The organism is Leucobacter chromiisoli (assembly GCF_016522505.1).
Classification (GTDB): domain Bacteria; phylum Actinomycetota; class Actinomycetes; order Actinomycetales; family Microbacteriaceae; genus Leucobacter; species Leucobacter chromiisoli.
Genome location: NZ_JAEHOH010000013.1, coordinates 22,233 through 44,406, shown reverse-complemented (window position 1 = coordinate 44,406; position 22,174 = coordinate 22,233). Strand labels below are relative to the sequence as shown.

The window sequence follows — 22,174 nt, the reverse complement described above, 5'->3', positions numbered from 1 at the left end:
CCTCCGAGCGACCGCCGCCGTCGGTCCGGATCGGGTACGAAAAAGGCGCCGAGCCGAAACCCGACGCCCGCGTCGCGAGAGCCCGCGACTACTTCTTGTTGCGACGCTGGTGGCGCGTCTTGCGAAGCAGCTTGCGGTGCTTCTTCTTGGACATACGCTTGCGGCGCTTCTTGATGACTGAACCCACAGTTACCTCACAACGTCTCGGGGAAGGCCGCACATTGGCCCACAAAACACTTATCTTACCGCCACTCGTGCGCCGGCGCGAACTCGAGTACCCTGCGCACCGCCGACGGCTGCGTCCCCGACGACCTCACCCGCGAAGCCGGAAGCGCGCGACGAGCTCCTTGACGCGATGCTCCGCGCGCGCGGCCGCCCGGCCGATGCGCTCCGCCGCAGCCGCCGCCTCCTCGGGCAGCACCTCCCCGTCGTCCGTCGCGGTGCGGCCGACATCGTCGGGCCCGGCGTCCGGATCGGGCAGCCGCTCGCCCGTGTCGGAGAGGTACTCGACCGTGACCTCGGTCTCGACGCCCGCGGTGAGGAAGGGGATCACGAAATCCTCCACCATCTCGAGCGGCTCGGGGTCGAGGGAGTAGAAGCGGTGCTGCCCCTCCTCCCGCACCGTGACCAGTTCGGCGTCGCGCAGCACCTTGAGGTGCTTCGAGACGGTGGGCTGGCTGATCTCCAGCTGCGTGACGATCTCGGACACGCTCGCCTCGGCCTCCCGCGTGTGGCGCTCGAGCAGAACCCGCAGGATATCGCGCCGTGTGGCATCCGCGATGACTCCGAAAATGTCTGGCATACCCAACAGGGTAGCCCGCGGTGTGTGTAGCATGACAACCGCGGGTGCCGGCTTCGGTCAGTGGGCACCCGTTGTGTTCTCGGGAAGAAGGAGACGTGGGGGCAGACACCGCGACGGGGAGGGTCTCCGCACCGCTGGCGAGGAAGGGCTGGATGCACTCGGTGTTCCAGTCGTCCCCGGCACGGGTGGCCCTGCTCATCTTCACCGGGTTGATCCTCATCTGGACCGCGCTGCTCTCGCTGCCGATCGCGAGCGCCGACCGCTCCGTCACGCCGCTCGCCGACGCGTTCTTCACGGCGGTCTCCGCGATCTGCGTCACCGGCCTCTCGACGGTCGACATGAGCACGCACTGGTCGCTGTTCGGCGACATCGTCATCCTCGTGGGGTTCCAGGCGGGCGGCATCGGCGTGCTGACCCTCGCGAGCATCCTCGGGCTCACCGTGACGAGGCGTCTCGGACTGCGGCAGCGCCTGCTCGCCGCCAGCGACACCAACCCGATGCGCGCGAGCCGCGGCGTCAGCGAGAGCCAGGCGGTCGGCCTCGGCGACATCGGCGGCCTGCTGCGCGCGGTCGCCGTCAGCCTGCTCGTCATCGAGTTCGCGCTCACCGTGCTCATCACGCCGCGGCTCATGGTCGCGGGCTACGATCTGCCGCACTCGCTGTGGTACGGCTTCTACCTCGGCGCCTCGGCCTTCACCAACACCGGGTTCGTCCCCATTCCCGACGGCCTCGCACCCTTCGCCACCGACCCGTACATGCTCGGGGTGCTCGCCGTCGGAGTCTTCCTCGGCAGCATCGGCTTCCCCGTCATCTTCGCCCTGTACCGCTACGTCTCCAACGGGTGGAAGCCCCACCGGAAGAAGATGGGCCTGCACAAGAAGATCGGCCTGCACGCGAAGCTCACCCTCACCACGACGATCATCTTCGTGATCTTCGGCTGGCTCGCCATCGCCGGCCTCGAGTGGGACAACGCCGCCACCCTCGGATCGCAGAACGTCTGGGACACCCTGCTGAGCTCGGGCTACACCTCCGTCATGACGAGATCCGGCGGGCTCGGGATCATGGACCCGCTCGACATGAACGGCTCGACGCTGCTCGTCATCGACATGCTCATGTTCGTGGGCGGAGGATCCGCGTCGACCGCCGGCGGCATCAAGGTGACCACCATCGCGGTGCTCTTCCTCGCCGCGTACGCCGAGGCGCGCGGCTACCAGGACATGCAGGCCTTCGGCCGCCGGATCCCGGTCGAGGTGCTGCGCGTGGCGGTCTCGATCCTGATCTGGGGCGCCACGATCGTGCTCGCCGCCTCGGTCGCCATCATGCACATGACCGGGGAGCCCCTGCACATCGTGCTCTTCGAGGTCATCTCCGCGTTCGGCACCTGCGGCCTCTCCAACGGCCTCTCCGGCGAACTGCCCGACGCGGGTAAGTACGTGCTCGCCGCCACGATGTGGGCGGGGCGCGTCGGCACGGTGACGCTCGCCGCCGCGGTCGCGGCCACCAGCCGCTCCCGCATGTTCCGATTCCCCGAAGAAAGGCCGATCGTTGGTTGATATTCGCAGTGACGCCCCCGTACTCGTGATCGGGCTCGGGCGCTTCGGCGCCGCCACCGCCGGGCAGCTCGACCGGCAGGATCGCGAGGTGCTCGTCGTCGACACCGATCCCCTGCTCGTGCAGAAGTGGTCCGATCGGGTGACGCACGCCGTGCAGGCGGACGCGCGCTCCATGGAGGCCCTCGAGCAGATCGGCGCCGCCGAGTTCCAGATCGCCGTCGTCGCCGTCGGCTCGTCGATCGAGGCCAGCGTGCTCGTCGCGGCGAACCTCGTCGACCTGGGCGTGCCCCAGATCTGGGCGAAGGCCATCTCCGCCTCGCACGGCAAGATCCTCGAGCGCATCGGCGTGAACCACGTCATCTACCCCGAGCGAGAGGCCGGCGAGCGCGTCGCGCACCTGCTCTCGGGCAGCATGCTCGACTTCATCCAGTTCGACGACAACTACGTGATCGTGAAGATGTACCCGCCGCGCTCCATCCGCGGCCTCGCGCTCAAGGAGAGCGGCGTGCGATCCCGCTACCGCATCACCGTGGTCGGCGTGAAGACGCCGGGGCAGCCGTTCACGCACGCGACGCAGGACACCGTGATCTCGCCGCACGACCTCATCATCGTGTCGGGCACGGCCGAGAACGTGGAGCGCTTCGCCACGATCGCGTAGGGCCGGCGTCGCGCCGGGTGCGCGTCACGGGCGCCCGGCCGGCTCCGCTACTCGGCCGCGAGCTCCTCCGAGCGGCGGATGTTGGCGGCGAGCGCCCGGTCGAACAGCTCGCCCCAGCCGCCCGTCTGCAGCACCTCGACGGCGCGCTCCGTCGTGCCCTTCGGGCTCGTCACGTTGCGGCGCAGCTGGGCGGGATCCTCCTCGCTGCGCGCCATGAGCTCGGCGGCGCCGGCAACGGTCCCCTCGACCAGCAGCTTCGCCTCGGCGGCGTCGAAGCCGAGGCGCCTCGCGGCGGCGGTGAACTCCTCGGCGAAGAGGAACAGGTAGGCCGGGCCCGATCCGGAGACGGCGGCGCGCGCGTTGATGCGCCCCTCCTCCCGCACGAGCACGGCGCCGAGGGTCTCGACGCGCCGGCGGACGACGTCGACGTCGTCCGCCGAGGCCGTGCTTCCGCCCGCCACCCCGGTGACCCCGCGCCCGAGGTGCGAGGGCGTGTTCGGCATCGCCCGCACCGCGGCGACGTCGCTCGGCAGCAGGGCCTCCATGCTGCCGGTCGTGACGCCCGCGGCGACGCTCACGACGACCGCGCCCGGTTCGAGGTCGTCGGCGATCTCGCGCAGCACGTCGAGGATCATCCACGGCTTCACCGCGAGGATCACCACGCGCGCACCGCGCACCGCGATCCGGTTCGCCCCCGGCTCGGTCTCCGAGGCGCGGGCGACCACGTCGTCGGCGTCGGCGAAGGGCGCCGCGCTCGCGGCGGAGCGCGTGGTGATGGAGATGGGACCGTCGACCGAGACGCCCGGGGAGCGCAGCCCCGCGAGGATCGCGCCGCCCATGGAGCCGACGCCGATCATCGCGGTGCGGGGCAAGGACGCAGCGGCTCCTCGCGGGTCGTGGGGGGCGTTCGAATCGCGTGCTTCTATGCTGTCGGTCACAGCTCCCCATCCTAGGATGGTGCCGTTACCAACAACAGCGCTGGGCAAGAAATCGGAGGGTTCCCGACATGAGTGCTTCAGGCGGCGGCAAGGCTATCGTGGCGGCGTTCCTCGCCAACCTCGGTATCGCGATCACGAAGTTCGTCGCGTGGTTCTTCTCGGGGTCGTCGTCGATGCTCGCGGAGGGCGTCCACTCGCTCGCCGACTCGGGCAACCAGCTCCTCCTCCTGCTCGGGGGCAAGCGCGCGAAGCAGCGCGCCGACAAGGAGCACCCCTTCGGCTACGGTCGGGTGCGGTACGTCTACGCCTTCGTCGTCGCCATCGTGCTGTTCTCGATCGGCGGCGTCTTCTCGGTGTACGAGGGCATCTCGAAGATCCAGAATCCGCACCCGCTCGAGGTCTGGTGGCTGCCGCTGCTGGTGCTCGGCATCGCGATCGTGCTCGAGGGATTCTCGCTGCGTACCGCGATCGTCGAGAGCCGCCCGCACAAGGGCGACGGCAGTTGGATCTCCTTCATCCGCCGCTCCAAGGCTCCCGAGCTGCCCGTGGTGCTGCTGGAGGATCTCGCCGCGATCACCGGCCTGCTGCTCGCGTTCTTCGGCGTCGGGCTCACGGTGCTGACCGGCGACGGTCTGTTCGACGGCATCGCGACGATCTGCATCGGCGTGCTGCTGATCGGCGTCGCCGTGATCATCGGCGTCGAGGTCAAGAGCCTCCTGGTGGGCGAGGGCGCCAACGAAGACGACGTGGCGAGGATCGAGGCCGCGATCCTGGACAGCAGCGATATCGAGCGCATCATCCACATGAAGACCCTCTACCTCGGCCCCGACGAGTTCATGGTCGGCGCGAAGATCGCCCTCGCCGCCGAGCGCACCATGAACGAGGTCTCCGTGATCGTGAACCTCGCCGAGCGCCGGGTGCGCGAAGCGGTGCCCGCGGCGCGGGTCATCTACCTCGAGCCCGACGTCTATCTCGACCCGAACGCGAAGACCCCGACCACGAGCTCGATCGTCACGCTCTCCTACGACTGAGCGGCGCCCCTCGGCGGGGCGGCACGGGCGCTCACCGTCGCTCATCGGCGCTCACCGCCTCCGGAGGGTCCGCAGGAGCATCTGCGCCAGGATGCCGGCGAGCAGCAGCGAGAACGCGATGTTCGACCAGAGCGGCGGCAGGTGCGCCGCGATCACCGAGCCGAGCGGTGAGAGGATGCTCGCCGAGACGCCCAGGACGAGCGCTGCGCGCAGATCCACGTTCCGTCTGCGAGCGTTGCCGATCGTTCCCGACAGCGACCCGGGGACGAGCATGATGAGTGAGGTGCCCTTCGCGACCAGGTCGCTCGCGCCGAAGAAGAACATGAGGATCGGCACCACGACGACCCCGCCGCCCACGCCGAGGAGGCCGGAGAGCACGCCGGTGACGAGGCCGGTGAGCACGAGCATCGAGATCGTGAGCGCGTCGAGCTCGATCGTGGCGTCGCGCTGAGGGATCGCGAACCAGAGCCCCACGACCACGGCCGCGAGGAAGACCATGAACATCCAGCGGAGGAGAGCGGTGGGGGCCCGGGAGAGCAGATAGCTGCCGAGCTGAGCGCCGACCACCGCGCCTCCGGCGAGGGCGAGGGCCGCGATCCAGTCGACGTTGCCCTGCACGGCGTACCCGGCACCCCCGATGGCCGCGGCGGGCAGGATCGCGGCCACCGAGGTTCCCGCGGCGACGCGCTGCTCGTAGCGGAGCAGCGCGACGAGCGCCGGGACGAGGACGACTCCCCCGCCGATGCCGAACACCCCCGAGAGCAGCCCCGTGACCGCGCCCAGCAGGGCGAGCGGGAGCAGGCCGGGCCTGACGGCGCCGCTCACGGGCGGGAACGGGATTCGGCGAGCGCCTCGGGGTGGGGCGAGATGTAGATCTTCTCCCGTCCCTCCCGCTGAGCCGCGAACGCCTGCTCGTACGCCTCGAGGGGGAAGACGCGCGCGGGGATGCGCTCGAGAGGCAGCCGTTCGAGCAGCGCCACCGACCTGCCGTGCGTGTAGGGGTTGATGACCGAGCCCACGATCGTCAGCTCCCGCTCGAACACGTCCCGCGGCGAGAGCGCGAAGCGGTCTTCGCGGTCCGCGACCCCGAAGATGAGGAGCGTGCCGCCCTTCTTCGCGACGCCGAGCAGATCACGGGCGATGCTTCCGCGGCCGACGGCGTCGACGACGTATCGGAAGCCCTCGCCGTCGGCGAGCCCGGCGACGGCCTCGCCGTGGAGCTCGTCGGGATGGAATGCGGCGTCGGCGCCCATGTCGAGGGCGAGCCGGCGCCGCTCCTCCGAGGGTTCGAGCACCACGATCGGCGCGAGCCCGTGGCTGCGCGCCAGGGCCACCAGCATCGCGCCGGCGGGCCCGCACCCCGCGACGAGGATCGACTCCCCCGATACGGGCGAGAGGCGGTCCATCGCGTGGAGGCAGCAGGCGAGCGGCTCGGCCATCGCGCCGATGAGGGGATCGATGCCGTCCGGGACCCGGTACAGCACGCGTCTGGGCACCACCATGTCGGTCGTCATCCCTCCGTCGAGTCGCACGCCGTAGCCGCGCTTCTCGACGCAGAGATGCTCCTTGCCGATGCGGCAGAAGGAGCATTCCGCGCAGTACCGGTGCGGCTCGAGCGCGACGAGATCGCCGACGCTCAGCGGAGACCGCTCCTCGGAGCCGAGTTCGGTGACGACGCCGCAGACCTCGTGCCCGAGGACGATGCCGTCCTCGGAGGGGAACTGCCCCGCCAGGATGTGCGCGTCGGTTCCGCAGAGCCCGACCGCGAGCACCCGCACTCGAGCCTCGTGGGGCTCCAGCTCCGGGACGGGCTCCTCGCCCAGCGCGAGCCCGTCAGCCCGCCGATGCCTGAGGGAGAGGCGGGTCCCCCGCTTCCTGTTCCGGTCCTTCAAGGATCCTCCTGAGTCTGACGATGTGTGCCCGGGCCACCCGCTCGGCGGCGTCCGGATCCTGCTGCACGAGCGCTTCCAGGATCGCTCGGTGCTCGGCGGTCGCCCTGCCGACTCCCCCGCTGAGGTTCGTGGATCGCATGGCGACGATGACCTGTCCCTGGATCTCCTCGAGCATCCTCGACAGCACCGGGCTCCCCGCGAGATCCCGCACCCGCCGGTGGAACCGCGCGTCGAGGTCGATGTGGCGGGCGAAGTCGCCGGGATCGATCGCCTCGTGCTCGTCGAGGATGAGCGACAGCTCGGAGACCGCCTCCGGCGTCGTCCGCGCCGCCGCGAGGCGCGCGGCCATCCCCTCGAGCGCCTCTCGGGCGTGGTAGAGGCTCACGAGCGAGGCCCGGGAGGGGATGAACACGGTCGCGCCCCGGTTGAACTCCTCGATCGCGAGTCCCTCCCGCACGAGCTGCAGCACCGCGTCGCGCACGGGGCTCCGGCTGACGTTGAGCTGCTTCGCGATGGCGGGGACCGTGAGTCGCGCCCCCGACGAGAGCTCGCCGGTGAGGATCCTGGCGCGCAGCTCCTCGTAGACGCTCGTCCCGACTCGCACGGGAGGTTCCCAATCCACGCTCATGCATCCCTCCTAGCTCTGCGCGTCGACGAACGCCTCCGCGAACTCAGTGTAGGTTCGGGCGATCGCTGCGCAGGCAGCAGTCCGGACGTCATCGTCTGCGGGGTCGGCGACGAGCTGCTGCACCGACTTCCACCAGATACTACGCCCGATGGCGAATCCCGAGTATCCCGCCTCGGCAGCGATCGCGAGCCACCGGCGGACCGTCTCCTCATCGGCGCCGGCCCCGAGGATGATGCACTCTCCGCCGTGCTGCCGGGCGAGCTCGACGGTCCGGCGCGAGGACTCCAAGTCGCCCTGGTGCTCGAGCTTCCAGAGGTCCACGCCGACCTCCTCGAGGATCTCCCGCATGGCCTGACGCGTGAGCTCCGGGCGGAGCTCGTGGTCGAAGCGCTCCTCGTCGCCGTCGACCTCCGCGAGCTGCTCCGCGGTCGGGGGGACGAGGAGCTCGAAGAGGAACCGGGTCCCGGCCTGCCGGGAGACGTGCGACGCCTCCGCGAGACGGCTGCGCTGCAGGGCGCGCTCCTCCGGGTCGTCCGCGGGGTTGTAGCGCACGAGCACCTTCGAGAACTCCGGCGCGTAGTGCCGGAGGTACCCGCCGAGATCCTTCGGCTCCGTCTCGTACACGCGCAGGCCCGCGCGCTCGATGGGGAGCGCGAGGCGGACTCCGCGAGCCTTGGCCCGCTCCGGTACCCCGGGGCCGAGTTCGGGATCCACGAGGATCGCACCGCCGCGCGGCACGGATTCGGCGACGGCCCGCAGGAGCCCGTCGAGCACCAGGTGCTTGGCCTCGGTCGTCAGGCTGCGTTCGTCGGGGGACGCCTCCCCGGCGTGGCCGAAGAGCGCGTTCAGCAGCCAGGGGCGCTGGTCGACGGCGAGAATGAACAGGTTGTCGGTGGTCATGAGCTCTCCTCGGAGGTGATGTAGGGCTTCACGTATTCCCCGTCGAGGAAACGCTGGAAGGTGTCGGGCAGGTCGGACAGGGCCGTGGCCGACATGATCGTGTCGCGGAGCAGGGCTCCGTGGCTCCGCAGCAGATCCCAGTTCTGCGGGACCTCGGAGATCGGGAAGTAGAACGAGCGCACCGTGAAGCAGTCGGTGCGGCGCCAGCGCGGCGTCGCGGGCATCGTGTACGGCTCGTTCGACTCCCCGAGCGCGAGGATCGCGCCCCCGGGCTCGACGAGGTTCTGCGCAAGATCGCGCGCGGGCTTCGCACCGCTCACCTCGGCGACGACCTGATACCGGTTGATCGACTCGAGATCCTCGGCCCGCGTCGCGCCGAGGCGCTCCGCGAGCGCGAGCCTGCTCTCGATCGGATCCCAGGCGTGCACCTCGGGGATCCCCATCGCCAGCGCGACGGCGACGACGCCCAGGCCGAGCGGGCCGCAGCCCACCACGAGTAGCGCCTGGATGCCCTCCGGCTGCGTGAGCGCCCCCAGTCGGAGCGCGTGCGCCGCGGTGCCGAAGGTGTCGAGCGCGAGCACCGCGACGTCCGCCGGGATGTCGTCCGGCACCGGCAGCACGCACTGCCGGGGCACGTCCATGTAGTCGGCGAAGCCGCCGTCGAACTGCCAGCCCATCAGGCCCTCGAGCCGGTAGCAGCGGTTGTTCTGGTTCGCGCGGCAGGCCTTGCACTCCCCGCAGCTCACGGGGATGTAGACGACGACCCTGCCGCCCTCGGGGTGCTCGTCCGAGCGCGATTCGACGATCGTGCCGACCACCTCGTGCCCGGGGACGACGTCGCTGCCGCTCTCGAGCAGGCGCTTGTCGGAGCCGCAGAGCGCGCAGACGTCGACGCGCAGCCTGACCCATCCCTCGCGCAGGTGCCCCATGGGCGCCTCCGCGAACGAGATCCGGCCCTGCCCCTCGAACCGTGCGCTCCGATTCACGATCGTGTCCGTCACTTGACCGCCCCTCCCGTGAGGCCCCGGACGAGCCACCGCTGGGCGACGATCGTCAGGATGATGGCGGGCAGGGAGATGAGCGTGCTCGCGGCCATCAGCCCGCCGTAGTCGCTCGAGCCCTGCCCGATGAAGTTGAACGCGATGACCGGGAGCGGCATCGTGTTGGAGTTCGCGAGGGCGAGGGCGAACAGGAAGTAGTTCCACGAGAAGATGAAGCTCAGCGTGATCGCCACCGAGATGCCGGGCGTCACGAGCGGGAGCACCACCTGCATGAACCGGCGACCCGGGCTGCACCCGTCGATCATCGCCGCCTCCTCGAGGCTCTTCGGGATCTCCTCGAAGAAGGGCACCAGCAGCCAGATGCACAGCGGCAGGGTGATGATGAGGTGGGCCGCGATGAGCAGCGCGAAGTTCAGGAAGTCGTTCGAGGGGGCGCCGATGTTGATCGACATCACGAACAGCGGCACGACGAACAGCACGCCGGGCGCCATGCGCGCGAGCAGCGTCAGGAAGCCCACCGAGGGCAGGTCCCTCCGCACGATCACGTAGGCCGCCGGCACGCCGAGCAGCAGCGCGAGCACCGTCGATCCGCCGGCGATGATGAAGCTGTTGCGGACGTAGTAGATGAAGTCGAAGCGCTCGAACAGCGTCGTGAAGTTCTCGAACGTCAGCGGAGTGAAGACGTTGAAGATGCTTCCGGTGATGTCGACGTTCTGGCGGAAGGCCGACCAGAGCATGAAGAGCACCGGAACGAAGAAGATGAGCGCGGCGATGACGTACCCGAGGTACGTCAGGGCGTATGAGCGCCGCCGCTGCGCAGCTCTACTCGGCATTGGGAACTCGCTTTCGGACGATGGTGAAGATGGCCGCGATGAGGATCACCAGGACGAGCAGGCTCAGCTGCAGCGCAGCGGCGTAGCTCGGATCCTGATCGATGAACGCGGCTCGGTACCCGTAGACGTTGAGGGTGTTCGTCGCGTTCACGGGCCCGCCCTGGGTCATGATGTAGACGGTGTCGAAGAATCTCACCAGGTCGACGGTGCGCAGGAGCATCGCGACCAGGAGGACCGAGCGGAGGAGCGGCAGCCCCACGTAGAGCGCCTGCTTGATCGGGCCGGCCCCGTCGATCGCGGCGGCCTCGAACGGGTCGGTGGGAAGCGACCGGATGCCCGCCGAGATGATGAGCGCCATGAAGGGCGTCCACTGCCAGATGTCGACGATCGCGATCGACCAGGGCGCCATCTCGCGGCTTCCGAGCCAGACGACCGGATCGAGCCCGATGGCCTCGAGGATCTGGTTCGCGGCCCCCAGAGCCGGGTCGAAGATGAGCAGCCACACCAGGGCGACGGCGACCGAGGCGGTGATCGCGGGGATGAGGAGCATGCCCTGGAAGATCGCGCGCCCCGGCACGTCGCGGCTGAGGAGGTACCCGAGCGCGAGCCCCAGCACCGTCTCGACGAAGAGGCAGAGGACGAAGAGGAAGATCGTGACCCGCAGGGAGTTCCAGAACTCGGGGTTCTGGAACATCGCCGCGAAGTTCTCGAAGCCCACGAAGCCCTGGTTGTTGCCCGCGATGTCCTGCTGCGTCAGGGAGAGCCAGACCGTGTAGAGCACCGGGAACAGCACCAGGAGGGCCGTCACGATGAGCGCCGGGACGAGGAACGGGAACGTGCCCCGGGCGACGGGGTCGATGTTTCTCCCCCGTCGCCCGCGTCCCGACGTGTCGGCAAGCGCGATGGCGCGCGTCGTCGAATCGGACATGGTCGCGCCTCTGCTACTGCTGATCGAGCAGATCGTTCAGGCCGTCCTGGATCTCGGCTGCGGCCTCCTCGGCCGTCGCCTCTCCGAGGATCGCCTTGCCGATCGCGTTGCCGATGACCTCGCGCATCGCCGGGGCCTTGGTGCCCACCGGGCCGACCTCGGTGTGGCCGTTCGCCTGGATGTCGGCCACGGCCTCGAGCCACTGCTGCTGCGCGGGCGTGCTGAGGCTCTCGAGGTAGCTCGGGTCGCTCGCCACCGAATCCCGCGGCGGGGCGATGTCGGCCTCGGTCAGCTGCAGCTGCACCTCGGGCGAGGTCGCCCACTGCATGAACTCCCAGGCGGCATCCTTGTTCTTCGAGAACGGCGACATCGCGAGGCCCCACGAGAGGGCCGTGGGGGCCGCCTCGACGGATCCGGCGGGCATCTTGGCGACGCCCACGTGATCGACCACCGTGCTGTTGTCGGGGTCGATGAGCGAGTTCAGCTCGTTGCTCGACTCCAGCGACATCGCCACCTGGCCCTGCGCGAAGAGGTTCGACGACTCGGTGAAGCTGTAGTTGATTACCCCGTCGGGCCCGTACTCGCGGGCGAGCGTCGCGTACTCGTCGATCGCCTTGACGGCTCCGGGGTCGTCGAAGTTCGCGGTGCCGTCGGGCTTCGTCCACTCGACGCCCTCGCCGTGCAGGAAGGGGCCGAAGTCGAACGCGACGGCCGCTGCCGCTCCCCGCAGCGTGATCGGGGTGATCTCGCCGGCCGCCTCGATCTTCTCCGCGGCCTCGATCACCTCCTCGATGGTCGTGGGAACCTCGATGCCGAGATCCTCGAACACGTCGGTCCGGTAGAAGAGCACCGGGCCCTCGATGTTCAGGGGCACGGCGATGGTCTCCTCGTCGACGCTCTGCATCCCGGCGATGGCCGAGGGCGAGAAGTCGTCGGCCGCGTACTCGCTCGGCGCACCGTCGAGGTACTCGTCGAGCGGCTCGTAGTAGCCGGCGTTCGAGAACTGCGGCCCCTCGCGCGACGGGAGCGTCATGTACACGTCGGTCGCATCGCTCTTCGACTGCAGATTCAGCAGGATCCGGTCGCGGGCCTGCTGCTCGGCGAAGGTCTGCACGTTCACCTTGATGCCGGTCTCCTCCTCGAAGTCCGCGACCAGCGGCTCGATGCCCCGCTGCCACGGGTGGTTCGACAGCACGACGTTGACGGTGCCCGACTCGGCCCCGCCCCCGGATCCTCCGCCCGGCGAGCCGCACGCCGTCAGCGCCAGCAGACCCGCCAGCGCCGCGGCCACGCCGCCCGCACCGGCCTTCCGAGATGTTCTCATCATCGTTCCTCCTTGATCGATTTCTGCGTTGTAGTGAATTGGCGGCGCGGAGCCTCAGACGAGTTCGACGAGCGGCGTCAGCCACTCCTGGAACCCGTCGAGGGATCGTGGATCCGATCGCCTCCACCGCTCGGGGACGTGGCGGACGCGGCCAGCGACCTCCCGGAGCGGCACCGCCCGCGGCGCGCCCTCCGACGTGAGCGAAGCCATGACCCCGCTGGGCCCGGCCGGGTCTCCCAGCCAGCGCGCCGCGATGCGCCCCAGCTCCTCCGCCTCGCGCTGATCCCGCTCGCTCACCAGCGCCGAGCTGCAGCGCTGGGCCGTGCCGATCACCTCGCCCCGGGCCGTCACCCCCAGGCGCTCGCTCACCTCTCGGGCGAGCACCCGGGAGACGCCGCCCTGGATGAGCCGGGTGTGGTTCTGAGATTTCACCGGCGAGTCCGTGAGCTCGGGGGCCACGCCCTCGCTCACGACGACGAACGCCCGCCCGCGCTCCGAGAGGCGCGCGGAGACGTCGGCGATGAACGCGTCGAGCGAGAAGGCGCGCTCGGGGATGAGCACGAGGTCGGCGGCGTACCGCGGGTCGTGCAGGTGGTAGCTCGCAGCGAGACCGAGCCAGCCCGTGTCCCGCCCCATGGTCTCCACGATCCTGACCTTCTCGATCCCGGCCATCGCGACGTGGTCGCGGACCATGTCGGTGACGGTGCTGGCGAGATACCGCGCCGCCGATGCGAAGCCGGGAGAGTGGTCGATCCCCTCGAGATCGTTGTCGATCGTCTTCGGGATCCCGACCACGCGCAGACCGTATCCGCGGAGCGACGCCCGCTCGTCGATCGCGTGCAGGAACGCCATCGTCCCGTTGCCGCCGATGAGCGAGAGGCCCGTCGCGCCGTGCTCGGCGAGGCGATCGACGATGCGGTCGAGGTCGGCGGAGGCGATCGCCCGGCGCCCGCTTCCGAGATACGACCCCGCGGCGTCGAGATCGCCGTCGTGCGGGAGCTCCGGCACGAGCGTTCCCGTGACGAGCGCATCCGGGCCGCCGTGCCCCAGCAGCACGCGCCGCTCACGCGCTCCCGTGAGGAACCCGCGGACGCTGCGGTTCACGACCGCGGTAGGAGCCCCGGTCTGGGCGAGGACGAGCGCCATCTCACACCGCCATCGCCGTCATCCGGAAGTGCTGGTGCGCTTCGAGGCCCAGTCGCCCTCCCTCGTAGCCCAGCCCGGAGAGCCCGACGCCGCCGAAGGGACCGCCGGGGTAGTTCGGGGTGCCGGTGTTGATGCCGACGATCCCCGCCCGGAAGCGCGCGGCGACGGCGCCGGCGCGCTCCTCGTCGCCGCCGCACACGTAGCTCGCGAGGCCGTAGCCGGAACTGCGCTGCAGCGCAATGGCGTCCTCGACGTCGTCATAGGCCACGACCCCGGCTGCGGGGCCGAACACCTCGTGCGCGACGAGGTCCGATCCCGCAGGGGCTCCGAAGACGAACTGGGGAGCGGCGTAGTGCCCGCCGGCCGGCACCTCGCGCTCGTCGAGGAGCCGTTCGCCCCCTGCCGCCACGGCGGCCTCGACGAGCGCCGAGACGCGCGGGCCGTCCCCGGCCGGGGCCAGCGGACCGAGGCCCGTTCCCGCCTCGCGCGGATCGCCGACGACGAGGCCCTCCACCGCCTCCCGCAGTGCGTCCCTGAAATCCGACTCCAACCGCTTCGGCACGAGCACGTTGTTGGCCGCGATGCAGGACTGGCCGTTGTTCCTGAACTTCGCGATCATCAGCGTGTCGACGGTCCGGGCGACATCGGCGTCGTCGAGCACCACCAGCGAGCCGTTCCCGCCGAGTTCCATCACGGCGGGCAGGAAGCGCCCGGCGATCTGCTCGTTGAGGATCCGTCCGACCCGGGTCGAGCCCGTGAAGGACACGCAGTCCGCGCGCTCGAGCCAGGGATCCACGACATCCGCTGGCGCGCCCAGCACCGTGTTCACCACTCCGGAGGGCACGAATCTCTCGACGATCTCGATCAGGCGCAGCGACGAGAGCGCACCGATCTCGGACGAGCGGAAGACCACGGTGCAGCCGGCGGCGAGCGCGGCGGCGATCTTCCGCGCCGGAATCGACACGGGGAAGTTCCACGGAGTGAGCGCCGCGACGACGCCCATCGCGACCGGGGCGACACGATGCGAGATCCCGGGCACGGCCGAGAACTGCTCGGCCTCCTGCTCGAGCACGAGGCGTGCGAACGTCTCGAAGTACAGGGCCGAGAAGTTGAGCTCGCCCTGCGCCTCGCCGAGCCGCTTGCCGGTCTCGGTGCTGAGCAACCAGGCCCAGCCGTCCGCCGCCCCCGATTCGGCCTCGGCGCGCAGCTCCCGCGCGATGCCGCGGAGCGCGACGGCGCGCTCCTCCGCGGAGGTCGCCGACCATGACGGGAAGGCCCGCTCGGCGCTGTCGAGCGCCGCCGCCGCGTCCTCCGACGTGCCCCGCACCACCTCTCCGACGGCCGCGCCGTCGATGGGGCTCGTGACGGTCCTGATCGTGCGGTTCCCCGCCTGTTCGTGGGCGGTGCCGTCGATGCGGACGCCGGACATGCGCGTGGTCATGCTGTCTCCTTGATGTCTACGAGATGGGGGGCGAGTGGCTCGAGATCGATGTGCAGGCCGATACCGGGACCGTCGGGAACGGTGACGAAGCCGTCGGGGCCGAGGAGGTGGTCGACGGGCTCGCGGACCGGGTTCTGCCGGATGTCCCACTCGAGCCACGGCGTCGTGGGGTTCGCGGCCGCGAGCTGCAGGGATACCGCCGTCGAGTAGGCGCCGTTGTACTGGTGCGGCGCGACGAGCGCCGACGAGCCCCTCGCGGCCGCCACGACGCCCAGGTAGTCGCTCACGCCCCCGACCTTGCCGACGTCCGGCTGCAGCACCGTCACGCCCTCGGCGGAGAGGTAGGGCAGGAAGGAGTCGGCGCCGTAGAGGTTCTCCCCCGTGGCGACGGGGATCCCCGTGCGCGCGGCGAACTCCTCGAGGTCGCGCGGAGCGTCGCCCCGGATCGGCTCCTCCATCCAGCCGAGGTCGAACTCCTCGAGACGCTTCGCCATGCGCACCGCCTCCTCGAGATCCCACCCCTGGTTGGCGTCCGCCAGCAGGGTGTAGTCGTCTCCGAGCACCCGTCTCGCCGTGCGGAGGTTCTCGCGGTCCCGCTCCTCGCCGAACCCCAGCTTCACCTTCGCCGCACGCAGGCCGAGGGCGAGGCAGCGCTCGGCGCTCTCCGCGACGTCGTCCGGGCCGAGACTCGATCCGTAGGCCGGGATGCGACCGCGCGGCGAGTCGGCGATGAGCGCGGCGAGCGGCACGCCGCGCGCCTCGGCCGCGCGCAGCCAGAGGATCTGGTCGATCGCGCTGATCGTCTGGAAGACCGGGCCGATGGCGCCGGCCTGCCGCCCCACGGGGGTCAGCGCCGACAGCAGCAGCTCGCGGACCTCGGCCGTGTCGGAGAACGTCCTGCCGACGAGCAGCGGCGCGACGCCCTCGAGCACCGTGGCGACGCGCTCGCGCCAGCCCCACACCGGGAAGTTGACCCAGGACTCGGCGAGGCCGGTCGACCCGTCTGCGAACGACAGCTCCACCAGGAACATGACGCGGTGCGAGAGGGGGGCGAACGACATCGCCACCCCCTGCGAGATGGGTGCGCGGTACACCCGGCACCTCACCGCGGCGATGCGGGATGCCGGGAACGCGACGCTCGGCAGCGACGCCGAATTTTGATTGTTTTCAAACATTGCATGCAGTTTGACACGACAGGCGGGATCGGGTCAAGGAGCATTCCGATTCAGCGGGGGAGCACGAACTCGACGCCCTGGGCCTCGATGACGGCGGCGAGTCCGGCCTCCCACGGCGCGTCGGTGACGATCGTCGAGATCCGCCGCAGGTCGCACACGCGCACCGCTCCGCTGGCCTGCGCCTTCGACGAGTCGACGACGAGCACGACCTCCTCCGAGGCGTCGATGAGCGCGCGCTTCGTCGCGAGCTCGACCGAGCCGTGCACGTAGATGCCGTCGCCGTCGACCGCGCTGGCCCCGAGCAGCAGGACGTCGATGCGCAGATCCCGCAGGGCCGCGATGGAGTCGGGCCCCACCATCGCCTGGTTCTCGTGCAGCAGATCGCCCCCGACGCCGATCACCCTCGACTCGGGCCGCTCCAGCATGCTCGCCAGCACGGGGATCGAGTGCGTCACGATGCACCCGGTGAACTCCGCGGCGATCTCGAGCACGCACGCGTGGGTCGTGGTTCCCGCGTCGACCCCGAGCACGCTCTTGAGTGGAACGATCCGCTTCGCCGCCTCGGCGACGCGCTGCTTCGCCGCGGGGTTGCTCTGCCGCCGCCCGGCGAAGTCGATCGGCCCCTGCCGCCCGGCGACCAGCCGCGCGCCGCCGTGCACGAGCTCCAGCTCCCCCTCGTCGGCCAGCCGCCTGAGGTCGCGGCGGATGGTCATGTCGGTCACCGCGAACTCATCGCTCAGCCCCCTGACCGACACGTGCCCCACGCGGTAGAGACGTTCGAGTATCAGGATTCTCCGCCGTTCGGCGCCGCCGTGACGGAGCGATTCAGATTCCCGATCCACGTCTTGCATCCTATCCGCCCGATGGGTAGAGTTCGACGCAGAATGTTCGATTTCTAACAAATACTCAGGGAGCTCCGTGTCCGATCTTTCCGCACTCACCCGCCCCTCCGGCGGATACGCCATGCTCGCCGTCGACCAGCGCGAGGCGCTCCGCGACATGATGGCCACCGCACGGGGCACCGCCATCGCCGATGCGGACCTCACCGACTTCAAGGTGCGGGCCGCGCAGATCCTCACCCCCTTCGCCTCGGCGGTGCTCGTCGACCAGGAGTTCGGCTGGGACGCGATCGTCGATCAGGGCGCGATCGCCCCGGGCTGCGCCGCCATTGCGGCAGCCGACCGATTCACTCCCGGCAACGGGGAGTTCGTGCGCACCGCCGAGTTCGACACGACGCTCGACTACGCGCGGATGAAGGAGCAGGGGGCGAAGGCGCTCAAGCTCCTGGTGCTCTGGCGAGAGGACCGGGATCCGCAGGAGCGCATCGACGAGGTCCGATCCTTCGTCGAGACGTGCCGCTCGCTCGACCTCGTCTCGATCATCGAACCGGTCTCGCGCGGGCGGTGGGACGGGGCGCCCTGCGACACCGAGGCGGGCGTGCTCGCCGCAGCCCGGGAGCTCGGCGGCCTCGGCGCCGATGTCTACAAGGCGGAGGTCCCCTTCAAGGGACGGGCGACGGACTCCGAGATCTCCGAGGCCTCGCGGGCGCTGACCGACAGCATCGACGGCCCGTGGGTCGTGCTCTCCTCGGGCGTCGACGCCGAACGGTTCCCCGAGGCCGTGCGCATCGCCTGCACCGCCGGCGCCTCGGGCTTCCTCGCGGGGCGGGCGGTCTGGGCCTCCGTGCTCGGCGCCGCATCGATCGAGCAGGAGCTCAAGGACGTCTCGGTCGCACGCCTCCAGCGCCTCGCCCGGGTGGTCGACGACGCCGTCTCGGCCTGATCCCGGGCCATGACCTGGCTGTTCGCCCTGCTGTTCGTCACGGTCGGGGCGGCGCTGCAACGCGTGACGGGGCTCGGATTCACCCTGGTGTCCGGGCCCCTGCTCGTCCTCGTCCTCGACCCTTTCAACGGCATCGCGCTCGCCAACATCCTCTCGGCGGTGATCGCGGCGCTGGTGCTCGCCCGGACGTTCAGGAACGCCGATTGGCGAGCCGTCGGCACACTCCTCGCGGGGATCGCCGTCGGGCTTCCCCTGGGCGCTCTCGTGGTGCACTCCCTCCCGCCCGAGATCCTGCTCATCGTCGTCGGCTCGCTGACCGGCCTGGCCGTGCTGCTCGCGCTTCTCCGGCGCTCGACGCGCATCTTCGCAGGACGGCTGGGCACGATCTCCGCCGGCGCGCTCTCGGGCTTCAGCAACGTGACCGCCGGCGTGGGAGGGCCCGCGCTCGCCCTCTACGGGGTCGCCGCCGCCATGCCGATGCAGGTGTTCATCCCGACGGTGCAGGCGGTCGGCCTCGCGACCAACCTCCTCTCCGTCGCCGCCAAGCCCCAGATGGCCGTCCCGCTCCCGCTCCTCCTCGGCTCCCTCGGGTGCATCGCGGCCGGCCTCGCGATCGGTTCCCTGCTCCAGGGGCGCATCCCGGCGCGGAGAGCGCAGGTGCTCGCGCTGGCTCTGGCGCTGCTCGGATCCGCTGCCGCCACGGCCCGCGGCGTCATCGCGCTGCTCGCCTGAGCGGCGCCGGCCCCGCCCGGCGACTCAGCGCCGGTCCTCGAAGAAGTCCCGCAGCAGCGCGGCGCACTCGTCGGCCCGCACTCCGCCGACGACCTCCGGCACCGGGTGCGGGAGCCGCCCGTCGCGCAGCAGGTCGTAGACGCTGCCCGCCGCGCCCGCCTTCTCGTCCCAGGCGCCGAACACGACCCGGGGCACGCGCGCGGCGAGGATCACCCCCGCGCACATCGCGCACGGCTCGAGCGTGACGACGAGCGTGCAGCCGTCGAGGAAGCGGTCGCCCAGCGCCTCGGCGGCCCCGCGGATCGCGACGACCTCGGCGTGGGCCGTCGGATCCGGCCGGGCCTCGCGCTCATTGCGACCCGCGCCGATCACCTCGCCCGTAGGCCCCAGCACCACCGCGCCCACCGGGATCTCCCCCGCATCCGCCGCGCGGCACGCCTCGGCGAGCGCGAGCCCCATCGCGCGGAGCTCCTCCGGCGCGGGCGGGATCGTGGGCTGGGTCGTCGTCACGGCAATAGACTAGTGACCATGCGAGTCTTCGTTGCGGATCACCCCCTGATCACCCACAAGCTGACGGTTCTGCGCGACGCGAAGACCTCGCAGCCGACGTTCCGGCTGCTCATCGAGGAGCTCATGACGCTTCTCGCCTACGAGGCGACCCGCGAGGTCCGCGTCGAGGCGGTCGAGATCGAGACCCCCGTCACGAGGACCACGGGCGTGCGGCTCAGCGAGCCCCTGCCGCTGATCGTCCCGATCCTGCGGGCGGGCCTCGGCATGCTCGAGGGCATGGTCAAGCTCGTGCCGACCGCCGAGGTCGGCTTCCTCGGCATGGTGCGCGACGAGCAGACCCTGCAGCCCACGACCTACGCCGAGCGGCTGCCCGACTCGCTCGCCGGGCGCCAGTGCTTCGTGCTGGATCCGATGCTCGCGACCGGCGGCTCGCTCGCGGCGGCCATCGAGTTCCTCTTCGATCGCGGCGCCGACGACATCACCGCGATCTGCGTGCTCGGCACCCCCGAGGGCGTCGAGGCGATCCGCGCCGCCGCGGGAGATCGGAACGTCACCCTCGTGCTCGGCGCTCTCGACGAGGGCCTGAACGACCAGGCCTACATCGTGCCGGGGCTCGGGGACGCGGGCGACCGCCTCTACGGCACGGCCGACTGAGCCGCCGAATTCCGGCTTGACACACGACGAAATCTTCTATTAACTGTCCCTCATGAGTGACATCCATCGTACCCAGTCCGCCTTCGAGGTGAACTTTGGGCAGACCGGCATGATGATGGCCGGCAACGATGTCATGCGCTGTCGAATGTGCGCGTAGCGAGCACCCGAACCAGGTAGTCCGCACCCTCCCGGCGCTTCAGGCAGAGTCCCTTCTGCGCGCCGGTGCCACCCGCCGCTCCCGGCGGACAGGCTCCCCGAACGGTCGATTCGGACCGTTCGCCTCACGCACCCGCGGCCCGAGCCGCACCCGCCGCCTCTGCGCGCGGCGAACCAGCACAAGGACAGCATCATCATGACCACCACCGCCTTCCCCCGCACCGAGAACCCCGCCGCGAGCACCGACGCCCTGCGCGCCGCCCGCCCCGACCTCGCCGCCGAGCTCCCGCAGCAGAGCGCCCCCGAGCGTCGCGTGCCCGAGGGCACCGAGGTTCGCGGCTTCGCCCTCTACGTGGGGCTCGCCGACGACAAGATCGCCGAGGGCGACCCGAAGCTCGGCGAGATCGTGGCCCAGATCAAGGATCTGGTCGCGCAGCTCGCCCCCGCCTCCGAGACCTACGCCGCCGTGGCCCTCGCCCCCGAGGGCGCGGGCGGCCGCGACGTCGACGTGGTGCGGCTCGCGCTTGGCGATCCCGCGGCCCACGCGCGCCAGAGGCAGGACACGACTCCCGATCAGGACCGCGCGAAGAGCGGCGTGACGATCGACCTCTCCCGCAAGCGCGTGCTGCTCGACAACGTCTCCGCGGCGCTGACCTTCCGCGAGTTCGAGCTGCTGCAGTACCTCGTGCTGCGCGAGGGCCGCACCGTGAGCCGCGAGGAGCTGCTCACCTCGCTGTGGAGCGGGTCCACCGAGGGCGAGGCGCCGAACGAGCGCACGATCGACGTGCACGTGCGCCGCCTGCGCGTGAAGCTCGCCCAGTACCAGGACATCGTGCGCACGGTGCGCGGCACGGGCTACCGCTTCGACCGCCACGCCGACGTCGCGATCCTGCACTCGCAGACCCCGAGCCCCGATCTCTTCTAGGCCTCCGCTCCCCGCCTGCGGGGCGCGGGCCCTCCGTTCGGACCGCTCCCCTGTATAGACTCGCTGCGGAGAAGCGGTCGCACCGCTTCCCCACCTGCCCCTGGCTGGGGTAATTTGGGCTCAACAGACGCGAAGGAGACTCTCATGAGCACGCTGCCCCCTGATGCCAACGGCGACGGTCAGCACCCCGGACAGGTGCCTCCCGGCGCCGGCGGATACGAGGCCCCTCCGGCGGGCGCCTACCAGCAGTCCGCCCCCGGCTACCAGCAGCCGGCCCCGGGTTACCAGGCGCCCCAGCCGCAGTACCCGGCGGCCGACCCCGTGAGCAACATCACCCTGAACTACTGGCTCTCGGTGTTCTTCACGTGGATCCCGGCGCTGATCTTCTTCCTCATCGAGAAGGAGAAGGGCAACGGGCTGGCGACGGCGTTCCACCGCGAGAACCTCAACTTCTCGCTCGTACGCACCGGCCTCTACATCGTGCTGCTGATCCTCACGCCGATCCCCGTCCTCGGATGGATCCTCGGCCTCCTCGGCGGTATCGCGGCCATCGTGCTGTTCGTCTTCCACATCATCGCAGCGGCGAAGGCCCCCGCGGCCTACCGGGCGGGTCGGGGGCCGGAGTTCATCCTCAACATCCCCTTCATCAAGTAGCGCCGCCGCTCACCGAGTAGCGCCACCGCGAAACGGGGTCTGAGCAGTTGCTCAGGCCCCGTTCTCGCTGTCGGCTCTTCGCTATCCGCTCTCGCCCCGGCGGTACCGGCCGTCCTCTCGGTCCCCGGCGTCCTGCCTGGCGCGCCTGCGTGCCCGACGCTCCCGCCACCAGGTCCAGAAACGGGCGAGCACCATCCGCAGCCAGCTCGTGACCCGCCTGGCCCAGTGGAACTCGGACCCCAGGATCGTGAGTCCGAGGAACACGATCAGCCAGCCCGGGCCGGGCAGGGGCACCAGGATGAGCCCCAGCACCACGACGAGCAGCCCGAGCACCGTGATGATGATCCGGTACACGGTGTTCAGCCAGGGGCGGCGCCGGATCATCCTCCGCCAGCGGGCCATGAAGCGCCCGATGGGGCGACCGATGCGGTTCGCCCGCGCCAGGTCGTCGGCGGAGGGATCTGTCATGCTCCGATCGTAGACAGCGCGCCTGACTGTTCCCTCGCGGCGT

At 70.4% G+C, this 22,174-nt stretch carries 25 protein-coding genes; 8 read left to right on the top strand and 17 right to left on the bottom strand.

Annotated features, from left to right (window positions below):
- Positions 1-88: 88 nt before the first annotated feature.
- Together JD276_RS10290 and JD276_RS10285 are read right to left on the bottom strand one after the other, a co-directional pair.
- Positions 89-187 (bottom strand): 30S ribosomal protein bS22, encoded by a 99-nt coding sequence (locus JD276_RS10290; protein WP_005504750.1) that lies wholly within the window; start codon positions 185-187, stop codon positions 89-91.
- A 126-nt stretch (positions 188-313) separates the two neighbouring features.
- Positions 314-802 (bottom strand): ArsR/SmtB family transcription factor, encoded by a 489-nt coding sequence (locus JD276_RS10285; protein WP_200115562.1) that lies wholly within the window; start codon positions 800-802, stop codon positions 314-316.
- Positions 803-963: 161 nt separating this feature from the next.
- Here JD276_RS10285 and JD276_RS10280 point away from each other — a divergent pair, with 161 nt between their 5' ends.
- Entirely contained in the window at positions 964-2,355 is a 1,392-nt protein-coding gene (locus JD276_RS10280) for a TrkH family potassium uptake protein (RefSeq protein ID WP_200115649.1), read from the top strand.
- Positions 2,348-3,013, top strand: a complete 666-nt coding sequence (locus tag JD276_RS10275) for a potassium channel family protein (RefSeq protein ID WP_200115561.1) — start codon at positions 2,348-2,350, stop codon at positions 3,011-3,013. Before JD276_RS10280 ends, JD276_RS10275 begins: the two co-directional genes overlap by 8 nt.
- Before the next feature lie 47 nt (positions 3,014-3,060).
- On the opposite strand, the gene proC is transcribed toward JD276_RS10275, so the two are convergent.
- The gene (gene proC / locus JD276_RS10270) at positions 3,061-3,870 is read right to left on the bottom strand and encodes a pyrroline-5-carboxylate reductase (RefSeq protein ID WP_200115648.1); all 810 of its coding nucleotides are present in this window, start codon (positions 3,868-3,870) and stop codon (positions 3,061-3,063) included.
- Positions 3,871-4,019: 149 nt separating this feature from the next.
- On the opposite strand from proC, the gene JD276_RS10265 reads away from it, so the two are divergent.
- Positions 4,020-4,982, top strand: a complete 963-nt coding sequence (locus JD276_RS10265; protein WP_200115560.1) for a cation diffusion facilitator family transporter — start codon at positions 4,020-4,022, stop codon at positions 4,980-4,982.
- A gap of 51 nt (positions 4,983-5,033) precedes the next feature.
- Here the strand turns inward: JD276_RS10265 and JD276_RS16340 are convergent, their stop codons facing one another.
- Genes JD276_RS16340 through JD276_RS10205 form a run of 12 tightly spaced genes read right to left on the bottom strand, consistent with a single transcriptional unit; the run spans position 5,034 to position 17,092 of the window.
- Complete coding sequence (locus JD276_RS16340) at positions 5,034-5,807, bottom strand: sulfite exporter TauE/SafE family protein (RefSeq protein WP_200115559.1); 774 nt, start codon at positions 5,805-5,807, stop codon at positions 5,034-5,036.
- The gene (locus JD276_RS10255; protein WP_200115558.1) at positions 5,804-6,874 is read right to left on the bottom strand and encodes an alcohol dehydrogenase catalytic domain-containing protein; all 1,071 of its coding nucleotides are present in this window, start codon (positions 6,872-6,874) and stop codon (positions 5,804-5,806) included. Before JD276_RS10255 ends, JD276_RS16340 begins: the two co-directional genes overlap by 4 nt.
- Positions 6,816-7,502: a GntR family transcriptional regulator gene (locus JD276_RS10250; protein ID WP_200115557.1), complete on the bottom strand. Its 687-nt coding sequence runs from the start codon at positions 7,500-7,502 to the stop codon at positions 6,816-6,818. The genes JD276_RS10255 and JD276_RS10250 overlap by 59 nt, the downstream gene beginning before the upstream one ends.
- A gap of 9 nt (positions 7,503-7,511) precedes the next feature.
- A complete protein-coding gene (locus tag JD276_RS10245) occupies positions 7,512-8,402 on the bottom strand; it encodes a 2-deoxy-5-keto-D-gluconate 6-phosphate aldolase domain-containing protein (RefSeq protein ID WP_200115556.1) in 891 nt (296 codons plus the stop codon).
- Positions 8,399-9,403 (bottom strand): alcohol dehydrogenase catalytic domain-containing protein, encoded by a 1,005-nt coding sequence (locus JD276_RS10240; RefSeq protein WP_200115555.1) that lies wholly within the window; start codon positions 9,401-9,403, stop codon positions 8,399-8,401. The genes JD276_RS10245 and JD276_RS10240 overlap by 4 nt, the downstream gene beginning before the upstream one ends.
- On the bottom strand, positions 9,400-10,236 hold the full coding sequence (locus JD276_RS10235) for a carbohydrate ABC transporter permease (protein ID WP_200115554.1): 837 nt from the start codon (positions 10,234-10,236) through the stop codon (positions 9,400-9,402). Before JD276_RS10235 ends, JD276_RS10240 begins: the two co-directional genes overlap by 4 nt.
- Entirely contained in the window at positions 10,226-11,164 is a 939-nt protein-coding gene (locus JD276_RS10230) for a carbohydrate ABC transporter permease (protein WP_200115553.1), read from the bottom strand. The genes JD276_RS10235 and JD276_RS10230 overlap by 11 nt, the downstream gene beginning before the upstream one ends.
- A gap of 13 nt (positions 11,165-11,177) precedes the next feature.
- Entirely contained in the window at positions 11,178-12,491 is a 1,314-nt protein-coding gene (locus JD276_RS10225) for an ABC transporter substrate-binding protein (protein WP_200115552.1), read from the bottom strand.
- A 51-nt stretch (positions 12,492-12,542) separates the two neighbouring features.
- Positions 12,543-13,634 carry a 6-phosphofructokinase gene (locus JD276_RS10220; RefSeq protein WP_200115551.1) on the bottom strand — a complete coding sequence of 364 codons (1,092 nt, stop codon included), beginning with the start codon at positions 13,632-13,634 and terminating at the stop codon, positions 12,543-12,545.
- A 1-nt stretch (position 13,635) separates the two neighbouring features.
- Complete coding sequence (locus JD276_RS10215) at positions 13,636-15,075, bottom strand: aldehyde dehydrogenase family protein (RefSeq protein WP_200115550.1); 1,440 nt, start codon at positions 15,073-15,075, stop codon at positions 13,636-13,638.
- Positions 15,072-16,250: a mandelate racemase/muconate lactonizing enzyme family protein gene (locus JD276_RS10210; RefSeq protein WP_200115549.1), complete on the bottom strand. Its 1,179-nt coding sequence runs from the start codon at positions 16,248-16,250 to the stop codon at positions 15,072-15,074. Before JD276_RS10210 ends, JD276_RS10215 begins: the two co-directional genes overlap by 4 nt.
- A 50-nt stretch (positions 16,251-16,300) precedes the next feature.
- Positions 16,301-17,092, bottom strand: coding sequence for a DeoR/GlpR family DNA-binding transcription regulator (locus JD276_RS10205; RefSeq protein ID WP_200115548.1), 792 nt, complete (start codon positions 17,090-17,092; stop codon positions 16,301-16,303).
- A 76-nt stretch (positions 17,093-17,168) separates the two neighbouring features.
- On the opposite strand from JD276_RS10205, the gene JD276_RS10200 reads away from it, so the two are divergent.
- Together JD276_RS10200 and JD276_RS10195 are read left to right on the top strand one after the other, a co-directional pair.
- Complete coding sequence (locus tag JD276_RS10200; RefSeq protein ID WP_307866531.1) at positions 17,169-18,032, top strand: aldolase; 864 nt, start codon at positions 17,169-17,171, stop codon at positions 18,030-18,032.
- A gap of 9 nt (positions 18,033-18,041) precedes the next feature.
- The gene (locus tag JD276_RS10195) at positions 18,042-18,764 is read left to right on the top strand and encodes a sulfite exporter TauE/SafE family protein (RefSeq protein WP_200115547.1); all 723 of its coding nucleotides are present in this window, start codon (positions 18,042-18,044) and stop codon (positions 18,762-18,764) included.
- A gap of 24 nt (positions 18,765-18,788) precedes the next feature.
- Here the strand turns inward: JD276_RS10195 and JD276_RS10190 are convergent, their stop codons facing one another.
- Positions 18,789-19,223 carry a nucleoside deaminase gene (locus tag JD276_RS10190; protein WP_200115646.1) on the bottom strand — a complete coding sequence of 145 codons (435 nt, stop codon included), beginning with the start codon at positions 19,221-19,223 and terminating at the stop codon, positions 18,789-18,791.
- Positions 19,224-19,292: 69 nt separating this feature from the next.
- Between JD276_RS10190 and upp the strand changes: the two genes are divergently transcribed.
- The 3 genes from upp (at position 19,293) to JD276_RS10175 (ending at position 21,663) form a co-directional block, all read left to right on the top strand.
- A complete protein-coding gene (gene upp, locus JD276_RS10185) occupies positions 19,293-19,928 on the top strand; it encodes a uracil phosphoribosyltransferase (RefSeq protein ID WP_200115546.1) in 636 nt (211 codons plus the stop codon).
- Between the two features lie 352 nt (positions 19,929-20,280).
- The gene (locus tag JD276_RS10180) at positions 20,281-21,009 is read left to right on the top strand and encodes a winged helix-turn-helix domain-containing protein (protein WP_200115545.1); all 729 of its coding nucleotides are present in this window, start codon (positions 20,281-20,283) and stop codon (positions 21,007-21,009) included.
- Positions 21,010-21,153: 144 nt separating this feature from the next.
- The gene (locus JD276_RS10175; protein ID WP_200115544.1) at positions 21,154-21,663 is read left to right on the top strand and encodes a magnetosome magnetite crystal formation protein family; all 510 of its coding nucleotides are present in this window, start codon (positions 21,154-21,156) and stop codon (positions 21,661-21,663) included.
- A gap of 81 nt (positions 21,664-21,744) precedes the next feature.
- Here the strand turns inward: JD276_RS10175 and JD276_RS10170 are convergent, their stop codons facing one another.
- Entirely contained in the window at positions 21,745-22,131 is a 387-nt protein-coding gene (locus JD276_RS10170; RefSeq protein WP_233615589.1) for a TIGR02611 family protein, read from the bottom strand.
- Positions 22,132-22,174 lie beyond the last annotated feature (43 nt).

What these genes read in the sequence shown, in the direction of transcription:
- JD276_RS10245 (WP_200115556.1), bottom strand. Translation starts at nt 8,402, where the DNA reads ATGACCACCGACAACCTGTTCATTCTCGCCGTCGACCAGCGCCCCTGG.
- JD276_RS10180 (WP_200115545.1), top strand. Translation starts at nt 20,281, where the DNA reads ATGACCACCACCGCCTTCCCCCGCACCGAGAACCCCGCCGCGAGCACC.
- JD276_RS10175 (WP_200115544.1), top strand. Translation starts at nt 21,154, where the DNA reads ATGAGCACGCTGCCCCCTGATGCCAACGGCGACGGTCAGCACCCCGGA.
- JD276_RS10170 (WP_233615589.1), bottom strand. Translation starts at nt 22,131, where the DNA reads ATGACAGATCCCTCCGCCGACGACCTGGCGCGGGCGAACCGCATCGGT.
- upp (WP_200115546.1), top strand. Translation starts at nt 19,293, where the DNA reads ATGCGAGTCTTCGTTGCGGATCACCCCCTGATCACCCACAAGCTGACG.
- JD276_RS10215 (WP_200115550.1), bottom strand. Translation starts at nt 15,075, where the DNA reads ATGACCACGCGCATGTCCGGCGTCCGCATCGACGGCACCGCCCACGAA.
- JD276_RS10195 (WP_200115547.1), top strand. Translation starts at nt 18,042, where the DNA reads ATGACCTGGCTGTTCGCCCTGCTGTTCGTCACGGTCGGGGCGGCGCTG.
- JD276_RS10210 (WP_200115549.1), bottom strand. Translation starts at nt 16,250, where the DNA reads ATGTTTGAAAACAATCAAAATTCGGCGTCGCTGCCGAGCGTCGCGTTC.
- JD276_RS10285 (WP_200115562.1), bottom strand. Translation starts at nt 802, where the DNA reads ATGCCAGACATTTTCGGAGTCATCGCGGATGCCACACGGCGCGATATC.
- JD276_RS10190 (WP_200115646.1), bottom strand. Translation starts at nt 19,223, where the DNA reads ATGGGGCTCGCGCTCGCCGAGGCGTGCCGCGCGGCGGATGCGGGGGAG.
- JD276_RS10225 (WP_200115552.1), bottom strand. Translation starts at nt 12,491, where the DNA reads ATGATGAGAACATCTCGGAAGGCCGGTGCGGGCGGCGTGGCCGCGGCG.
- JD276_RS10230 (WP_200115553.1), bottom strand. Translation starts at nt 11,164, where the DNA reads ATGTCCGATTCGACGACGCGCGCCATCGCGCTTGCCGACACGTCGGGA.
- JD276_RS10220 (WP_200115551.1), bottom strand. Translation starts at nt 13,634, where the DNA reads ATGGCGCTCGTCCTCGCCCAGACCGGGGCTCCTACCGCGGTCGTGAAC.
- JD276_RS10250 (WP_200115557.1), bottom strand. Translation starts at nt 7,502, where the DNA reads ATGAGCGTGGATTGGGAACCTCCCGTGCGAGTCGGGACGAGCGTCTAC.
- JD276_RS10265 (WP_200115560.1), top strand. Translation starts at nt 4,020, where the DNA reads ATGAGTGCTTCAGGCGGCGGCAAGGCTATCGTGGCGGCGTTCCTCGCC.
- proC (WP_200115648.1), bottom strand. Translation starts at nt 3,870, where the DNA reads ATGATCGGCGTCGGCTCCATGGGCGGCGCGATCCTCGCGGGGCTGCGC.
- JD276_RS10235 (WP_200115554.1), bottom strand. Translation starts at nt 10,236, where the DNA reads ATGCCGAGTAGAGCTGCGCAGCGGCGGCGCTCATACGCCCTGACGTAC.